The sequence below is a fragment of the Vibrio marisflavi CECT 7928 genome, from assembly GCF_921294215.1.
Classification (GTDB): Bacteria; Pseudomonadota; Gammaproteobacteria; order Enterobacterales; family Vibrionaceae; genus Vibrio; species Vibrio marisflavi.
Genome location: NZ_CAKLDM010000001.1, coordinates 1,404,818 through 1,420,521 on the forward strand (window position 1 = coordinate 1,404,818; position 15,704 = coordinate 1,420,521).

16 protein-coding genes are annotated in these 15,704 nt (G+C 40.9%); 8 read left to right on the forward strand and 8 right to left on the reverse strand.

The genetic code is table 11. From position 1 onward, the window contains the following. The first annotated feature begins 102 nt into the window (after positions 1-102). Positions 103-1,473, forward strand: coding sequence for a YjiH family protein (locus L7A31_RS06260; protein WP_237360635.1), 1,371 nt, complete (start codon positions 103-105; stop codon positions 1,471-1,473). A 57-nt stretch (positions 1,474-1,530) separates the two neighbouring features. On the opposite strand, the gene gltS is transcribed toward L7A31_RS06260, so the two are convergent. Next, the gene (gltS, locus tag L7A31_RS06265) at positions 1,531-2,757 is read right to left on the reverse strand and encodes a sodium/glutamate symporter (RefSeq protein WP_237360636.1); all 1,227 of its coding nucleotides are present in this window, start codon (positions 2,755-2,757) and stop codon (positions 1,531-1,533) included. Between the two features lie 662 nt (positions 2,758-3,419). On the opposite strand from gltS, the gene L7A31_RS06270 reads away from it, so the two are divergent. The 4 genes from L7A31_RS06270 (at position 3,420) to L7A31_RS06285 (ending at position 5,999) form a co-directional block, all read left to right on the forward strand. Next, entirely contained in the window at positions 3,420-4,343 is a 924-nt protein-coding gene (locus tag L7A31_RS06270) for a polyprenyl-phosphate transporter (RefSeq protein WP_237360637.1), read from the forward strand. Positions 4,344-4,498: 155 nt separating this feature from the next. Then, positions 4,499-4,927 (forward strand): hypothetical protein, encoded by a 429-nt coding sequence (locus L7A31_RS06275; protein WP_237360638.1) that lies wholly within the window; start codon positions 4,499-4,501, stop codon positions 4,925-4,927. Beyond that, positions 4,924-5,541: an SCO family protein gene (locus L7A31_RS06280; protein WP_237360639.1), complete on the forward strand. Its 618-nt coding sequence runs from the start codon at positions 4,924-4,926 to the stop codon at positions 5,539-5,541. Before L7A31_RS06275 ends, L7A31_RS06280 begins: the two co-directional genes overlap by 4 nt. Next, complete coding sequence (locus tag L7A31_RS06285; protein WP_237360640.1) at positions 5,538-5,999, forward strand: copper chaperone PCu(A)C; 462 nt, start codon at positions 5,538-5,540, stop codon at positions 5,997-5,999. Before L7A31_RS06280 ends, L7A31_RS06285 begins: the two co-directional genes overlap by 4 nt. A gap of 40 nt (positions 6,000-6,039) precedes the next feature. Here the strand turns inward: L7A31_RS06285 and L7A31_RS06290 are convergent, their stop codons facing one another. From L7A31_RS06290 to L7A31_RS06300, 3 genes are all read right to left on the reverse strand, one after another. Continuing rightward, positions 6,040-7,218, reverse strand: a complete 1,179-nt coding sequence (locus L7A31_RS06290) for a tetratricopeptide repeat protein (protein WP_237360641.1) — start codon at positions 7,216-7,218, stop codon at positions 6,040-6,042. Positions 7,219-7,444: 226 nt separating this feature from the next. After that, the gene (locus L7A31_RS06295; RefSeq protein WP_237360642.1) at positions 7,445-7,840 is read right to left on the reverse strand and encodes a bactofilin family protein; all 396 of its coding nucleotides are present in this window, start codon (positions 7,838-7,840) and stop codon (positions 7,445-7,447) included. Beyond that, positions 7,744-8,691, reverse strand: a complete 948-nt coding sequence (locus L7A31_RS06300; protein ID WP_237360643.1) for a M23 family metallopeptidase — start codon at positions 8,689-8,691, stop codon at positions 7,744-7,746. The genes L7A31_RS06295 and L7A31_RS06300 overlap by 97 nt, the downstream gene beginning before the upstream one ends. A 414-nt stretch (positions 8,692-9,105) precedes the next feature. Between L7A31_RS06300 and L7A31_RS06305 the strand changes: the two genes are divergently transcribed. Then, on the forward strand, positions 9,106-9,438 hold the full coding sequence (locus L7A31_RS06305) for a hypothetical protein (protein ID WP_237360644.1): 333 nt from the start codon (positions 9,106-9,108) through the stop codon (positions 9,436-9,438). A gap of 443 nt (positions 9,439-9,881) precedes the next feature. Then, positions 9,882-10,505, forward strand: a complete 624-nt coding sequence (locus L7A31_RS06310) for a toxin-antitoxin system YwqK family antitoxin (protein WP_237360645.1) — start codon at positions 9,882-9,884, stop codon at positions 10,503-10,505. 28 nt (positions 10,506-10,533) lie between these two features. Here L7A31_RS06310 and L7A31_RS06315 read toward each other — a convergent pair whose 3' ends face one another. Beyond that, positions 10,534-11,730, reverse strand: a complete 1,197-nt coding sequence (locus L7A31_RS06315) for an MFS transporter (RefSeq protein ID WP_237360646.1) — start codon at positions 11,728-11,730, stop codon at positions 10,534-10,536. A gap of 101 nt (positions 11,731-11,831) precedes the next feature. On the opposite strand from L7A31_RS06315, the gene L7A31_RS06320 reads away from it, so the two are divergent. Next, entirely contained in the window at positions 11,832-12,761 is a 930-nt protein-coding gene (locus L7A31_RS06320) for a LysR family transcriptional regulator (RefSeq protein WP_237360647.1), read from the forward strand. Between the two features lie 67 nt (positions 12,762-12,828). Here L7A31_RS06320 and L7A31_RS06325 read toward each other — a convergent pair whose 3' ends face one another. The 3 genes from L7A31_RS06325 to L7A31_RS06335 all read right to left on the reverse strand — a co-directional run bounded on the left by L7A31_RS06325 (position 12,829) and on the right by L7A31_RS06335 (position 15,412). Continuing rightward, a complete protein-coding gene (locus L7A31_RS06325) occupies positions 12,829-13,596 on the reverse strand; it encodes an SDR family NAD(P)-dependent oxidoreductase (protein WP_237360648.1) in 768 nt (255 codons plus the stop codon). Positions 13,597-13,758: 162 nt separating this feature from the next. Further along, positions 13,759-14,166: an ACT domain-containing protein gene (locus L7A31_RS06330; RefSeq protein ID WP_237360649.1), complete on the reverse strand. Its 408-nt coding sequence runs from the start codon at positions 14,164-14,166 to the stop codon at positions 13,759-13,761. Between the two features lie 340 nt (positions 14,167-14,506). Beyond that, complete coding sequence (locus L7A31_RS06335) at positions 14,507-15,412, reverse strand: LysR family transcriptional regulator (protein ID WP_237360650.1); 906 nt, start codon at positions 15,410-15,412, stop codon at positions 14,507-14,509. Positions 15,413-15,704: the final 292 nt, after the last annotated feature.

Here is a 15,704-nt window from a genome sequence, read left to right on the forward strand (position 1 = left end):
GAATAATATTGCATTTATTAATGAAGAAAGTTAATATTTCTGAAATCATATTTTTCTGCAATCAGCGGCCTAAAAACCGGCTTAATAGCAATAGGAATTTTCATGCAAGAAAGCACTCAAACTCTCGAACGGAATCTAGCTAAGAACAGCTTCTGGGTATTTCTGATCCCATCACTGCTTGGCATTTTCCTATTTATGCTGCCAATACACTATGCAGGTCAATTAACGATTCCTGTCGCAGTGTTAGCTAAATTTGTTAAAACCCTCCTCGGCGATAGCATTGTAGCGATTACTACCGCTGTTATCGCGTTCACCTCGTTGGCTTCAATATTAACGAAATTGTTCAAGCCTTCTTTCGTGATTAACAATTCATTTCTGAATAACCTACTGAACCCGACACCAGTATGGATGGCTGTGAGACTGATTGGTGGTGCAGCAGTCATCATGACGTTTTATCAAGTTGGCCCAGAAGCCGTTTGGAACGAAAACACTGGCGGTTTGGTATTACACGATCTTTTACCGACTCTATTTGCTGTGTTTCTATTTGCAGGGTTATTGCTGCCACTACTACTTAACTTTGGCTTGCTAGAACTTTTCGGCGCGCTACTTAGTAAAGTCATGCGTCCATTGTTTAACCTTCCGGGACGTAGCGCAATCGACTGTATGACTTCTTGGTTGGGTGATGGCAGCGTTGGGATATTACTAACAAGTAAACAATACGAGAATAAGGTATATACTCAACGTGAAGCAGCGGTTGTCGGCACGACTTTCTCTGCCGTATCTATTACCTTCAGCTTAGTTGTGATTGCTCAAGTTAACTTAGAGCACTTGTTCGTACCATTTTATGGTGCTGTCTGCCTTGCTGGTGTTGTTGCCGCCATCATCATTCCTCGTCTACCGCCACTGAGCAATAAAAAAGATACTTTTATCGATGGCACAACAAGAGATGAAGATGCAGATGCTTTACCTGAAGGCCATAGTAGCTTTTCATGGGGTATGGAGTTAGCACTACAAAAAGCTTCAAAAGTGACTTCATTCAAGCAGGTCGCGAAAGAAGGCTGCGGCAACGCTATCGACATGATTTTCGGTGTACTGCCTGTTGTAATGGCACTTGGTACGATTGCTCTTGTGATTGCCGAAAACACTTCAATATTTAGCGTACTGGGCCAACCGTTTATTCCATTGTTGAAATTGCTAGGTGTTCCTGAAGCGGTTGCAGCATCAAAAACCATTGTTGTTGGTTTCGCTGACATGTTCATTCCATCTATTTTGGTTACCCCTATCACTAGCGACATGACTCGATTCATTATTGCTGCTATGTCTGTAACTCAGCTGATTTACATGTCTGAAGTAGGCGCACTACTGCTTGGAAGCAAAATCCCGGTCAATGCTTTCGAGCTGTTTGTTATTTTCATCTTAAGAACTCTGATTACATTGCCTGTGATAACTGGCGTAGCGTACTTAGTTTTTTAGAGAAGTGTTATAAAGAAGGTGAATTACGGAGAGCAGAGTTGCTCTCCGTGAATTGAGTTAGTGAATAAAAGAGATGTAACCCTGCAATACAATCAAGTTCATGATGTCAATAAAAAATGCACCGACAATTGGAACAACTAAGAAAGCCTGAGGTGACGGGCCAAACCTATTGACCAAAGACCCCATATTCATAACCGCAGTTGGCGTAGCGCCAAGACCGAATCCACAATGCCCTCCTGAGATTACTGCAGCATCGTAGTTAGATCCCATCACTCTATATGTCACGAAATACGCGAAAAAGCCCATAATCACCGACTGAATAACAAGAATGATCAGTAACGGCAATGCCAAGCTGAAGATATTCCATAGCTTTAAGCTCATCAAAGCCATAGCAAGAAACAGAGACAACGATACTGTGCCAAGTATATCGACAACTTCTGCATCCACTTTACGAACTCTAACAATCTCAGAGACATTGGTAATAAACACACCAATGAAAAGTGCATAAACAAAGTCTGGGATCATTAACCAGCGTACATGAAATGAATTGACGAAGTGTTGCAGATACTGCGCACCAGTGACGCAGATTAGCAATACAAAGACGCCTTCTATCACTTTCTTGGCAGTAACGCGATCTTCCTCATTTTCGTTATAGGTAACGATCTCTGGGAACTTATCATGAGTATGATCAGAAGCGCCGTAGTCGGACGTGAGCCCATTTTTATTGATAAGCTTTTGCGCAATTGGGCTACCGATAATGCCACCTATAACGAGTCCGAAGGTCGCTGAAGCCATAGCAATACCTAAGGTGTTTGGTAGACCATATTGCTGAGCAAATGTTTGAGCCCAAGCCGCACCCGTCCCATGCCCACCAGACAAAGTGATGGAACCTGCCATCAAACCTAACATCGGGTTTAACCCTAGAGCGTTTGCCAATGTAACGCCTACACCATCTTGAATGATGATATACACTGTCGCGACCGCGAGGAATACAAAGACCTTTGCTCCTCCTTTCACTAACTGCTTATAGTTAGCGGCAAGGCCTACAGATGCAAAAAACATCAACATGAAGGTATTGGCGAGCGGCAGCCCGAAGTTTATATCTACTCCATTAAAGTGTAAGGCCATAATGATTGTCGCAATAACGACACCACCAACGATCGGCTCTGGGATATTGTACTTTCTTAACACTGACACTTTAGCGTTTACTAGGTGACCAACAAACAAAACGCACAAAGCAATGAGAAAAGATTCAAATGGGCCTACTGAAATTACATGGTTCATACAACCTCTATTTCTTATTATTTAATCCAGTTGTTAAAGCAACTTTGAACATTAAATCAATCAATTATGGACCAGTAGAATATCACTATTAACCATCCATTCACTGTTTTGAAATGCCCCAACCAGAAAACAAAGCGCATAGTAATAAAGATTTTTGTATGGTTTGTCGAGCACGAAATGACAATATGTGCTGACAATCATGTACAAACAAGGAGTGGAACAGTGACAGTTGCATTCACTTTTGCAGATTGATGTAGAAAGGGCCAGACGAAATCTATAGACAAAAAAATAGCCAATCGTAATGCACGATTGGCCTCTATAATATGTGAACAATATCATTCACTAACAACGTCAGTTGGCTAGGTGACCCTCGGCTTTAAGAAGGGTCGAACACTATAATGCAGTATGCGTGCCAACTTTTATAGAACACAATATGTGACAATTCTAAGCAAAAATGTCCATAAAACGCCTCTTCATTTGCATATTGCAATTGCATATTGCAACCCATGCGCAATATGATAGTCATCTTGTTTCTTATATGATTGTTATCTGAGCTGGGCAGCTCTATTCAAGTCATACGCTAGAGACGAGTCTGTTTTTATACTTTTTCCACAAATTAATTTGTATACTGGCTCAATCAAGTCATTAAATTATGGAAATCAATGAACTACTTATTTACCTTTCTAAAAGGGCTGGCGATGGGAGCTGCAGATGTCGTCCCGGGAGTTTCTGGTGGTACCATCGCATTTATCACTGGAATTTACGACCACCTCTTAGAAAGCATTCGCCGAGTAAACTTTAACCTATTAAAAGTCATTAAATCGCAAGGGTTAAAAGCAGCGTTCAACCATATCAATGGTGGCTTTTTAATCGCTCTTTTCGCTGGTATCCTGACAAGTATCGCTACATTAGCCAAGCTGATTTCATGGCTTCTCACGACCCATCCGATACCAGTATGGTCATTTTTCTTCGGCCTAATATTGGTTTCCGTCTACCACATGTTTAGGCAAGTAGAACAAAAATCTCTTAGCCGATTCTTGACGCTTATTATTGGCGTGATTGCAGCTTATACCATTACGGTTCTCTCTCCTTCACAAGTCGAGCCAACAGCTATTAACTTGGTTTTATCTGGCGCTATAGCAATTTGCGCAATGATTCTGCCAGGCATTTCGGGAAGCTTTATCCTGTTGCTCATCGGAATTTATACCCCGGTGCTTGATGCGGTAAAATCGCTCAATATTGATGTGTTAATATTGTTTGCAGGTGGCTGTGTCATTGGTCTACTGACATTTTCACATTTGCTCTCGTGGCTACTTAAGAACTTTAGAGATCTAACCATCACCTTCCTAATTGGGTTAATGATGGGCACACTGCCTAAAATCTGGCCTTGGAAAGAAACTTTGACTTGGCGAGTGAACTCTCACGGTGAGCAAGTGCCGCTACTTCAACACAACTTAATGCCTTTCGATTACCAAGCAATCACCTCTCAGCCAGATCGCTTTTGGCTGGCGCTCGTTATGATGGTGTTAGCGGTTGCTTTAGTTTTGGGACTGGAAAAATTCGCTGAACAAAGCAATCGTAGCTAAGAATAATTATCATCAATACATTGCAAAAAATATATGGAGCCTGAAGGCTCCATTTTTGCGTGCCTCCACACTTTTCTCCTTTCGAGCTAACACTCTTTATACGCCGTGATAACATCACGCTTTTATTTTAGAGTCTGTAATCTCAGGAAGTTAGGATGCGAACAGCAATAAAGATAAGCACCATCATGCTTGCGCTACTAGCTGGGTTCTTCTTTCAACACTTTTTTGCTAGCACCGAACACTCAAGACCAACACTAGCCAAAGATAAATATTGCATGCTGTCTACTGCTCCATGCACCCAACATGACGTAACAATGAGCTTGAACAGCAACACCCCCCATCCTTTGATGCCGGTTTTGCTAACTGTAGAGTGGCCAGCTACAACATCTAGTTCGTTGCTTCTAGAGCTAACTGGACTGGAAATGGAAATGGGTAAGCCAGTCTTTCAACTCAAGCAATTACGTCCGGGAGTATTTCAGGGAGAAGTGATTATGCCTGCATGTACTTCAAGCTCCATGACTTGGCTAGGTGAGCTATCCGATGGTACACAGACCGTATACCCTGCAATTAGGACAACACGATGAATAAAAAGTGGATTCTATTTTTAGTAATAGCGTTTGCTGCTGGCATAGGCGCGAATGCGCTCATCAATACACCCAAGACTGAACAACACACTGCTAAGCCAGTGAATGTTGCAGATACAACACTTTACGGCAAGGGAGACAAACCAGTCAAAATCTTCAATACCAACGATAAACGCATACGGATCGTTTATTTTGGCTTTACCCATTGCCCTGATGTTTGCCCGACTTCATTAGCTATGTTAGCTGGCGCACTCAACCAACTTAGCAGCGAAACCAAGTCGGAGCTATGGCCTATCTTCATCACCCTTGACCCAGAGCGAGATACTTCCAAAGTGGTTAGCCAGTATGCCCAATATTTCAATCCAATGATCGAAGGCTTAACTGCACCTCATAATGTCATAGAGGCTGTTGCGCATAAGTACGGGGTTATCTTCCACAAAACCGAACTACCGAAATCTGAGCTGAAATACACTATCGACCACAGCTCCTATTTCTATATTTTGAAACCAGATGGAACGTTAATTACAAAAGTTCCGCACCTTCAATCACCTGCGCCATTGGTGCAAGCAATTAATACTGTCGTCAGTCAATATCAGCAAGGAAACACAAAATGAAATTAAAAGCGCTTTTAATCGCCAGCTTAGCCGTGGCGCCAATCGCTTGTTTTGCTCAAGCTAAGAACGTAACAGAAATTAATCCTTACGCCCGAGCTACTCCACCACAAGCAACCAACAGCGCTGTGTTCACAGTGATAAAAAACTCAGGAGACAAAGATAGGTACATTGTATCTGCTTCTACTCCTGTTGCAGAAAAGGTCGAGCTACACAATGTAATTAAAGATGGCGACACCATGCAAATGCGCGAAATAGAGAGACTAAAAGTGCCAGCACATGGTGAAGTCACATTGAAGCCGGGCAGCTTCCACTTGATGCTGTTGAATATCAAGCAACCATTAGTTCCAGGTGAAAACATTAAAGTGAAGCTGAAATTTGCAAATGGCGATACACAAACTTTTGAAGCACCTGTGAAGAAAGTCGAGTCAGGTATGAAGATGACACACCATCATCATTAATAGCTGAATAGTCATTGAGCAGTAGTGATTTGATTACTGCTTAATGACTCTTATCTATTGGTGACGAAGAAAAATCTAGTTTACTCGTAATAATCTCGTCAGAGTCTTCCTCTGCTTTTTCCTCTTCGTTTGTAGTGATTTCAGTAAAAGGCACATCATTTTCTGTACCTGTATTACCTTCTTTGTCATTTGCTTGAAGCGGACTACCAAGTTCATCAACTAAAGGGATATTGCGCTTATATAATTTGTTTAACACCTTTATTATCGAATGCTTACTGACCGTTTTCTCTTCTATCTTCTTAAGCATTGGCTTCGCGAATGTTTGCAAGCCAACAATTGTATCTACACCAATTTCAGAGCCCACTTGGTCTCTCAAAGATTTAGCAGGCTCATACCCAAAGCTTGCCGACAGAAATAACCAAATATAGGCGATAGAGTTCCCGCTTGCGCCTCTATCTATCCATGCTTCACCAGCAAGGTACATTGCTTTACTATCACCTTTTTCTGCTGCTCTCTCCAGCCAATAGACACCGCGATTATGATCTTGCGGCGATCCCAAGCCCTTTATGTAGCAATTACCTAGTTTGATTCGGCCTATATTACTTCTCAACTGAGCTGCTGTTTTATACCAAACTAAAGCTTCACGAGCATTTTTCTTAGGGTTCTGTGCCGATAAGTGCCAATCTCCTAGGAATAAAATAGATTGGATGTGATTCTCATGCGCAGACTGCTGAATAAACTTCAATCCTTTTTGAATGTCTTTTGTCGTTCCTCTCCCATGAAAATAAGCTAAACCAACATCATAATTCGCAGGCAAACTTCCCTCGGCTGCCTTGATTCGCAACTGCCAAAACCTAGCTCGCTCCTTAACTAAAGCATCTTGGTGAACTCGAGCGCTCACTCGAACGACTCCGTACATGCCAGTTACATTGTCTAATTCAGCCGCTTTGTTATACCAATACATGGCTTCTTTTAAGTTTTTGCGCTCAGCTTCTTTAGCTAAAAACAAAATCGTCGCAATATCACCGCCTTCAGCTTTACTTACTTTTTCCTGATGTTCTTGTTTTCTATCTTTCTCTAACGCCTTTCGGTAAGCTATTTCACGTTCTTTTTTTTCTTTTTCGAGACGTTTACGGCGCATAGATAACGACAACATCCACAAAAACACCAGTATCAGTGCTAATCCAGTAACCCCTATCGCTATTCCAAAAATATTCATGTGCTTCAATCACTTCATTTCAATATCTTGCTATCGACACGATCTCATTAAGTTTTATTTAATTCACTAAGTTTAGCTCACACAAACAAGTAAAATTAACCTAGAACCAAGGTAGAAAAACCTCTGAAGCTGACAGATTAACATTCAGAGGTTGGAGGCAGAATCCGCTAACGTAGGCAGCAATATCCTGACTGACTCATGATCAAAATAGTAAGCTGGCTACACTTCAACTATTTGTCTTAACACCCTGTAGGTCAACCACCTGTTTTTCAGGAGATGCATGAGTTTCACCAAGAAACTTGCCACCTTGCTCAATACTCAGATCGTCCGTATAGAGTGTCCCTGACACTTTTCCCATACTGAGTATTTCAATACTTGCAGCATGGCAAGTACCTTCAAAACGGCCATTAACTAAAACTCGCTCAGCAAATATTTCACCTGAAATAAGGCCGGTTTCACTGATAACAACCGTCTTCTCTGCATTGATTTGCCCCTCGATTGAACCGTCAACCTGCAAATCACTTTCTAACTTGAGTTGTCCTGTAACAGAACAGCCTTTTGCGATGAGAGTTGTAGCTGACTGCTGACTCTCAGCTCGACGCGGTTTACTAAAGATTCCCATCGAATACCTCGTACCTTACTAAATATGATTTCAAAATTGTTCACGCTCCAATCAACAAAGGGACGTGGATCCAGTGAACGTCCGACAAAACGGATCTCATAGTGAAGATGAGGACCTGATGACAATCCACTATTCCCTGAATAAGCGATTAAGTCACCTTTTTTAACAAAATCACCACTCTTAACCTTAAACTTATGCAAATGCGAATAAGAGCTTGAAAACCCGTAACTATGTTGCAAGCGAAGAAAGTTACCAGAACCCTTTTTGCTTGAACGTGCCACTTCTACTACCCCATCTGCTGGTGCATAGACAGGCGTACCTGTGTTGACCGCAAAATCTTGTCCTCGGTGCATTTTCACCGTTCCAGTAACTGGGTGCTTCCTTTTTCCATAGCCGGAAGAAATGCGTGCATTGATAACCGGAGCTCCACTTGGGATCTGAGTTAGCATCACCATCCGCACTGAAGAGTTTATTGCTGCCGTATCCAACCTTGTTTCCAATAAACCATTGCCTTCTTCCATCCCTAAGACTTTTTCTAAATCTCCCAATCGATCAGATACTGTGTTAATTCGCTCTTCTCTATCTAAAAGATCACTTTCCAAATTTGATTTCAACAGCTTCAAAGATTCCACTTCTTCTGTGAGAGTCATGGACTTTGTTTCCAACTCTTGCTGTTTCAGCTTTGCAAAGTCTACCTCTCCCATTAAATAGTAGATGACACACGCTATCGTCACGATTCCAGCCGCAACAAAATATCCAAACCCTTTCAGGAATTGGCGATACCATTTGTCGAGATGAAAATGCTTGGTTCCATGAATAGAAGAAACCGATACAACAACTCTTTCTTTCATTAATTTATTTAAATAAAGAATGTAACTTACTCCAAAGTCTAGCAAAATCTATGCAAACCCTGATGCCACTTGCTTGAGAAACACGCTATTTGAACGAATCAAATAACGACAATGTGATACTGTGCGAAAACTACAAATAAGCATACGTTTCTATAAATCGCTATATTGCGGCTAATCAGCAAATTAATGTGACACATATAACAAAAGTATAGTCTCTAGCATTAGAACAACCATATAGATCGCCCTAAGCAAAGACGAACGTCAGGCGCGTGTAAATATATGTAAATTATTCAGATAGTTATAAACAAAAACTGTCGAGTTCATTCATCATTGATTCATCGTAGGTTCGTTAGTCTTTATTCCGTACTAAAGATATCGACACAAATAAATAAACAAACATATGAGGATATCAATATGAAAAAAATACTTATTTCTATGATTGCTCTTACAGCAGCTGCATCCAGTTTCGCATATGCCGCTGGCACAAATGATGTCAATTTTCAGGTGATGCCAATGGGTCAATTTACAAGTGTCACCGTGTCAGAGAATGGGCAAGCACTAGCCAATACACCAATAACAGTAAAAGGTAAAACAACATCTGAGGTTTACACAACAAACGCTGACGGTACTGTTTATCTGTCGAACGTTACCCACGCAAACAAACAGTACACTTTGCAAGTAACTGACAAAGCCGGTCAAAGCGTAAACCAAAATACGTTTATTCGAAGCTCTTCTTCTAATACTTAGTATTCTGTAAACCCTCTCTTTTCGTCCGCAATTGAGAGGGGCTACCAATTTAAAATTGATATATTATTAGATAAGACAATTAATCATTCATTTGATAAATAATAAACAGGGCAGTTTCCCGAATTTAACTTATCAATATACCTCCCTACAAAGTACAAGGTAATATTTTTAAGTTTATTTTCATTAAACAATAATAAATAGTTATCAAAACGACGTTAAAAATAACAACATAAGCCATTGATATATTGGCGCTTAGTGATTGCATCCCATTTATGTCAGTTCGTGATTATTTATTTCGTTAAAAGTTCCGAATAAATGAGTGACAATTTTGAAAAGTATGTATTCCAAATTAAATAAAGACATTTATTTTTTGAAATGGAATGCTGTAATCCAGCTCAATCCAATAACCAATTGAGAATAGTCAGTTATAAAGAGGCGTTCCTATGAAAAAATATGTACCTTTGATAATTGCGCTAAGTGTAGTATCCAGCGCGACCTATGCTGCAACCACTACATCTAGCGAGAAAACTGCCGATTATCTACAAGTAAGACAGGGAGTCGCTTATCAAGTAAATCAGACTACGCCTTTTACCGGGAAGTATGTTGAGAAATACGACAACGGTCAATATGCGACTAAAGCTCAGTTCAAAAACGGCTTAGAGTATGGCCAAGAAACTAACTGGTTCGTAAATGGTCAGGTTGCATCTAAGATCAACTATGTGAAAGGTAAAATAGATGGCAAAGTTGAAGCTTGGTATCCAAATGGAGCTAAGAAAGCTGAGCTAGTATACACAAACGGTAAGCTAAACGGCCATGTGGAACGTTGGTATCCAAATGGTGAAAAACGTCTAACTGCTAACTACGTTAAAGGTAAAGAGGATGGTACGTTCATTCACTACTACCCTAACGGCCACAAAGCGACCGAAGCAAAATACAAAGACGGCGCACTTAAAGATGGCACTGTGACTTGCTGGGATCCAGCAGGACAAAAAGTTGAGCAGTTAACATTTAGACATCAGAGGTTGATTTCAGAACAATCTTGGCTACCAAGTAACTCACACAGCTAATATCACAACTAGATAGCCTGTTTGAAGCCTAGCCATCGCTAGGCTTCTTATTATAACGACAACGCAGCACCACACATAAAATAGGCACAAACAACGATGTGGCTACTCCAATCTCAGCCAACAACGAGTAATTCAAACCATCATTCCCTGATGCTAAAATCAAGCTACTGGAACTGCCAGCCAAAGCCATCGCTACATACTGTACTCCGCCTTGCGTCCCAACCATCAATGTTCTAAGTCCTTCACTTGCTTGGTGGAGAATATCGGTTTTCACGACTAATGTACGACTTGCACTGATCAATACAAACAAAATGAATGATGCCGCTGCGACATAAACCTGTTGTGAACAAAATACTAGAACAGCCAATACACTCACAGCCACAGAAGCGAGCAGTATGTTGCGGATAGGAAGAAAAGTATTCTGCTTTTTAGTATATCGGCGAACTGTAATGAAACAGCCTAAACCACCAATCACATAGCTAATACTCAATAGGTATGAAGGTATATGGAGCTGAGTAAGCAAAAATGTTGGCAGCTGGACTGAAAACAAAAAAGTACTGAATACACACATAAATATAGTCGAGCAACATAAAACAAAATCAAACCAACTTACTGGCTGTATCATCGGTGTTGTTGCTGGCGGTTCGCTGAATTCGACAGAAGCTGGAACTTGCCGAAAGAATACACTCACAAGACCCAATAACGTCAGCATTGCAAGCAGCTGAAGGGATACTCTCCAACCATAATTACCCGCAATAAAGATAAGTGGTGAAACGCCAATTGCCAGAGACAATGGATAACAGCTCAGCAGAGAGCCGATCTTTTTCTTTCGGTCGTCGACCTTGCTACGTGAAACAACGTCATTGAAATTCATCACCGATATTGCACCGCAGCAACATCCCATCAAACTCTGGTAAACAAACATAATTTCAAAGGATGTCGCTCGAGTGAACAAGAAAGTCAACACACTCAGAAGCAGTAAGAAAAATTTCATCAATGCCAGATCATGTGCTCTCTTTTGCCTGACCAAATAACTGGTCGCTAGCGCAAAAATGGATTTGCCACTAATTAGATAGCCAATCAGCGATGGCGAAAGTTGAGTATCTGGCAATATATATGCCGCCAGCGGGATAATAATCAGAGAGTTAAGAGCGACAACGAAGTGTACATAAATAGAAGCACTTTCAAATTGAGGATAGGGAAAGCTTCGCGTTTTCAGATTCATAATTAGTGTCCTAGTAAACAAAACACCAAGGTTATTAACTGTAACTAATGAGATAAAGAAGCTAGAATGAGTTTCACTCTTTCATTTTTCGGGATAATAAGTTGAGCGGAAAAATTGACCATAATTGGTTACAGAGCTTCTATTGTGTATACCAGTGTAATAGCTTTGTCGGCGCAAGCGATCAACTTGGGATCCCAAGCTCGAATATAAGTCGTCATATCAGCTTATTAGAAAAACAATTAGGAACGCGATTATTTGAACGAAGTACTAGGAAAATCTTCGTCACAGAAGCTGGTATTCAATTGTATGAAAGGACACGGCATCTAACTACCGCACTTGGCGAAGCATTCGACGACATAAAATCCAACAACAGCACTGTCTCGGGGCACTTGAAACTTTTAACTCCAGATATACCTGTACTTGCCGAAACCTTGACGTCCTTTGCTGTTAGGTATCCGTCAGTCTCCATCTCCTGTGATACTAGCTTGGATTCTAGGCTCACTTTGCAAGATGGTTTTGACGTAATTCTAAGCTTTAATCGAGGCCAACTAGCGGATAAAAACTGGATAGCAACTAAGGTAGCAAGCTGGAAAAGTGCGGTTGTTGCCAGCCCTGAGTTAATAGAAAAAGTAGGTTTGCCCAATTCGATAAATGAACTAAGCAAGAGACCTTGCATCACGACTACAACGGCACTCAACGGAACGCCGTGGAAGTTTCACTCTGAAAAGAATGACGCCCCAATAACCCTAAGCGTGAACTCAAATTTTAAGGTAAACAGTGGCAGCATAGCGAAACAAGCAGCTATCGCAGGCTTAGGCTTCGCGATTCTGGCAGAGCAAGTATGCGAGCGGGAAATAAGAGACTCCAAGCTCCAAGTCATTCATTTAGACAAAAAGCCCCTTGAGCTCGATTTGTATGCTTACTATTCGACTAGAACGCTACAACCACCTAAAATCGCAGCATTGTTAGAGCACCTGAAAGGGATAAACGTTAAAGCCAACGTTAGTGAACCTCAGCCTCAAATAAGTTAAGCCACTCACAGTGGCTTCTTAAGAATCTAACGGCTTTAAAATCAACGCAATCGACTCGAAACTGAGGCTAGTTAATACTTAACCCAGCATCAACGATAAAATCTTGCCCGGTGCATCCAGCTGATTCATCAGAGGCTAAAAACAACGCCATACGTGCACAATGGCTGCTATCTAATCGCATTTTAAGAGCTTGTTGTTCAAGGAAGCGTTGTTCAGCTTCTGGATCTAGGCTTGCCCACATAGCCTCTTGTTTGGCCGTTTTGATAGCACCAGGAACCAAAGAGTTTACTCTAATGCCTTTTTCTCCAAGTTCGTGAGCCAGTGCCCGCGTCATTCCATGGATAGCAGCCTTTGCGATTGAATAGCACACTCGTCCAGGTTTACCGCGGCGCCAGATGATTGATCCCATATTGATAATTGAGCCACTGCCACCCTGTGCCATTACTGGCACTACCGACTGAATGGCGAATAGTTGGTGCCTTAGATTGATATTCATTAGCTCGTTGTATTCAAGCTCTGTTAGCTCATCAAGCTTGTGATGATCATCGCTGGCCGCGTTGTTTATCAAAACGTCAACGCCTGAAAACTTCTGATTTACTTCTTCTAACGTAAGCTTAAGCTGTTCGATATCGGTTACATCACAACAATAAAACTCTCCGTTGAGCTCTTTTGCTAACGCTAAACCCGCTTCCTCTTGAATATCTAAAATAGCAACTTTCGCACCTTGACTTGCAAAGGCTCGAGAGAGCTCCTCACCGATGCCAGATGCCGCGCCAGTAATCACGACACGCTTTCCATGCAAGGAGTGATATTGCACGTTATTAAGGTAATCCATAAACAGGTTGCTCTTTATCAATACACAAGGTGCTCGGATCTTAGAGAAAAAGAAGGCAGCTTCCAAGGAGGACTTGCCTACTTAGAGTGGGATCTTTGATTTACATAATTTGCTGCACTGCTGGGGAAAATACCTAACTAAACGCCTTGATAGCTGTAATCGTCATTTTCCCGCCTCACTCAACTCTAGCAATGCTTCCATCGCTTCATCAGCTTTGTCTGAAGGAACATATACGTGATCATGGAAATAAGCAGCGACAACATTGGCACTTATTCCAACCGAGGCCAGTTTAGTAGACACCGCAGCTGTTAACCCTACCGCATCAAGACTTGAATGCACTTGCAATGTTATCTGCTTGAACTTTCCGTCAAAGGAAAGGTTTGCCTGCATTGCTTGCTGCACAGTAACAATAAGTGTTATGCCTTCTTTCTCCTGAAAGGTGCAAATAGGCTCCAGCAGTGCATATTGCGAGAAAGCCTGCTTAGGCACTGAGCAAAAAACATACTCTTCTGCTTGAAGCTTCGGCGACATAGATTTAATCAAAAGGCTTAATTCTGTTATTCCGCTCATTATTATCCTTCCATGTAGTTAGAGAAAAAGTGCTAAGTAAAGATACGTGAAACGTTTTCAGGCTAGACTAAAATCTCGTCTAGGACTTAGTGAGAAAATAGACAAAGCCCACTTATAACAAGCTACAGAACCTATGAAATTAGAACATCTAGCCAACTGTCAATTATACAGAAAGCTTAACCTGAAGACGCATTTAATTATCGTAGAAATAAGTAGTGCACTATATAGAAACAGGTCGTTCAGATTTATTCGAAAGCCACTCGTCCAACTAAACACTAGCTTATAAAGCTAGACTTTAACGTTAGTTCATCGGCAAAGTAGACTGGTAAAACTATACACTTTATAACCTGTTGCTAAAATGTTCTCTGAACCTGTCAAGAATAAGCTTCGAGTTGTTACTTAACGGTTTGGTACTGAGGTAAAACACTGAAAGCTCAAACTTCTCTAGCGGAGCGGATAACCGCATAAGCCTTCCAGACTCAACCTTATCCTTGACTAAAAACATTGGAACAATGGTCGCTGCTTTACCTTCCTCTGCAAGCGAAATTCTCGCGTGATTTAGGTCTATCTCATATGCAATATTGCTTTTCGCCTCAATGTCTTTGTAAGGTTTGAGAAACGCACTACACTGCAAGAAGCTCTCTGTAACTTGAGGCAATGCCCAACGATAGTCAGTAATATCTTCAAATTGCTGTGTTTCAGGGGAAATAACTGCCACAATCTCTAAATCAATGAGTTTTTTAATGATCAATTGGTCGGTATGAGAAAAGAAACGATCTGCTTTGCTGTAGAGAATAAAAAAGTCTATCTCATCCTGTAAAAGCTTTTTGTACAGACCTTCCGGCCCATCATCTTGGATGGATAATTTTAGGTTAGGAAAGTGATTAGAAAACAATTCAGAAAGTAGCTGAGTAGCGATCGGAGCAACGATTTTCCCAACACCTATTTTTATTTCACCATGATCACCTTTATGAATTACATCGACGGTGTTCCCCATCGTGGAAAACGCGAAACAAATATCCTGAACTTTAGGGTATAAGGTTTTCGCAGCTTCAGTTGGGTGAATGTTTTGGGTATCACGATGAAACAAAGGTAAATCTAGCTGATTCTCAAAACTTTTAATACTCTTTGTAATCGCAGACTGCGTCACACCATGCGTTTTTGCAGCAAGTGAAATCCCACCTAACTCGTATACACTTATAAAATAACGTAAGTGGTTGATAGTTATAGTTTTGAGTTGCTCCATTACAGCCCTTACTGATACGTCATAGTACTGAATCGAAAAATTATACTAGAGTAATTCGAATATTTATACTTCTATATTAAAAATAAAGAATCAATTTCATTGTGAAAATTAAAAATACAAAAAACCAACAAGTCATAACAATACGGAATTAGTATATTCCTAATCGGAAACAAAAGTATGTATACAATATATTAACTAACGTATTTTTATCTTAATTAAACACTTATGAACAATCACGTAATTTTTTATTTTTGTGGGACGAATAAACATCATGGAAGAAGCAAATATCAAA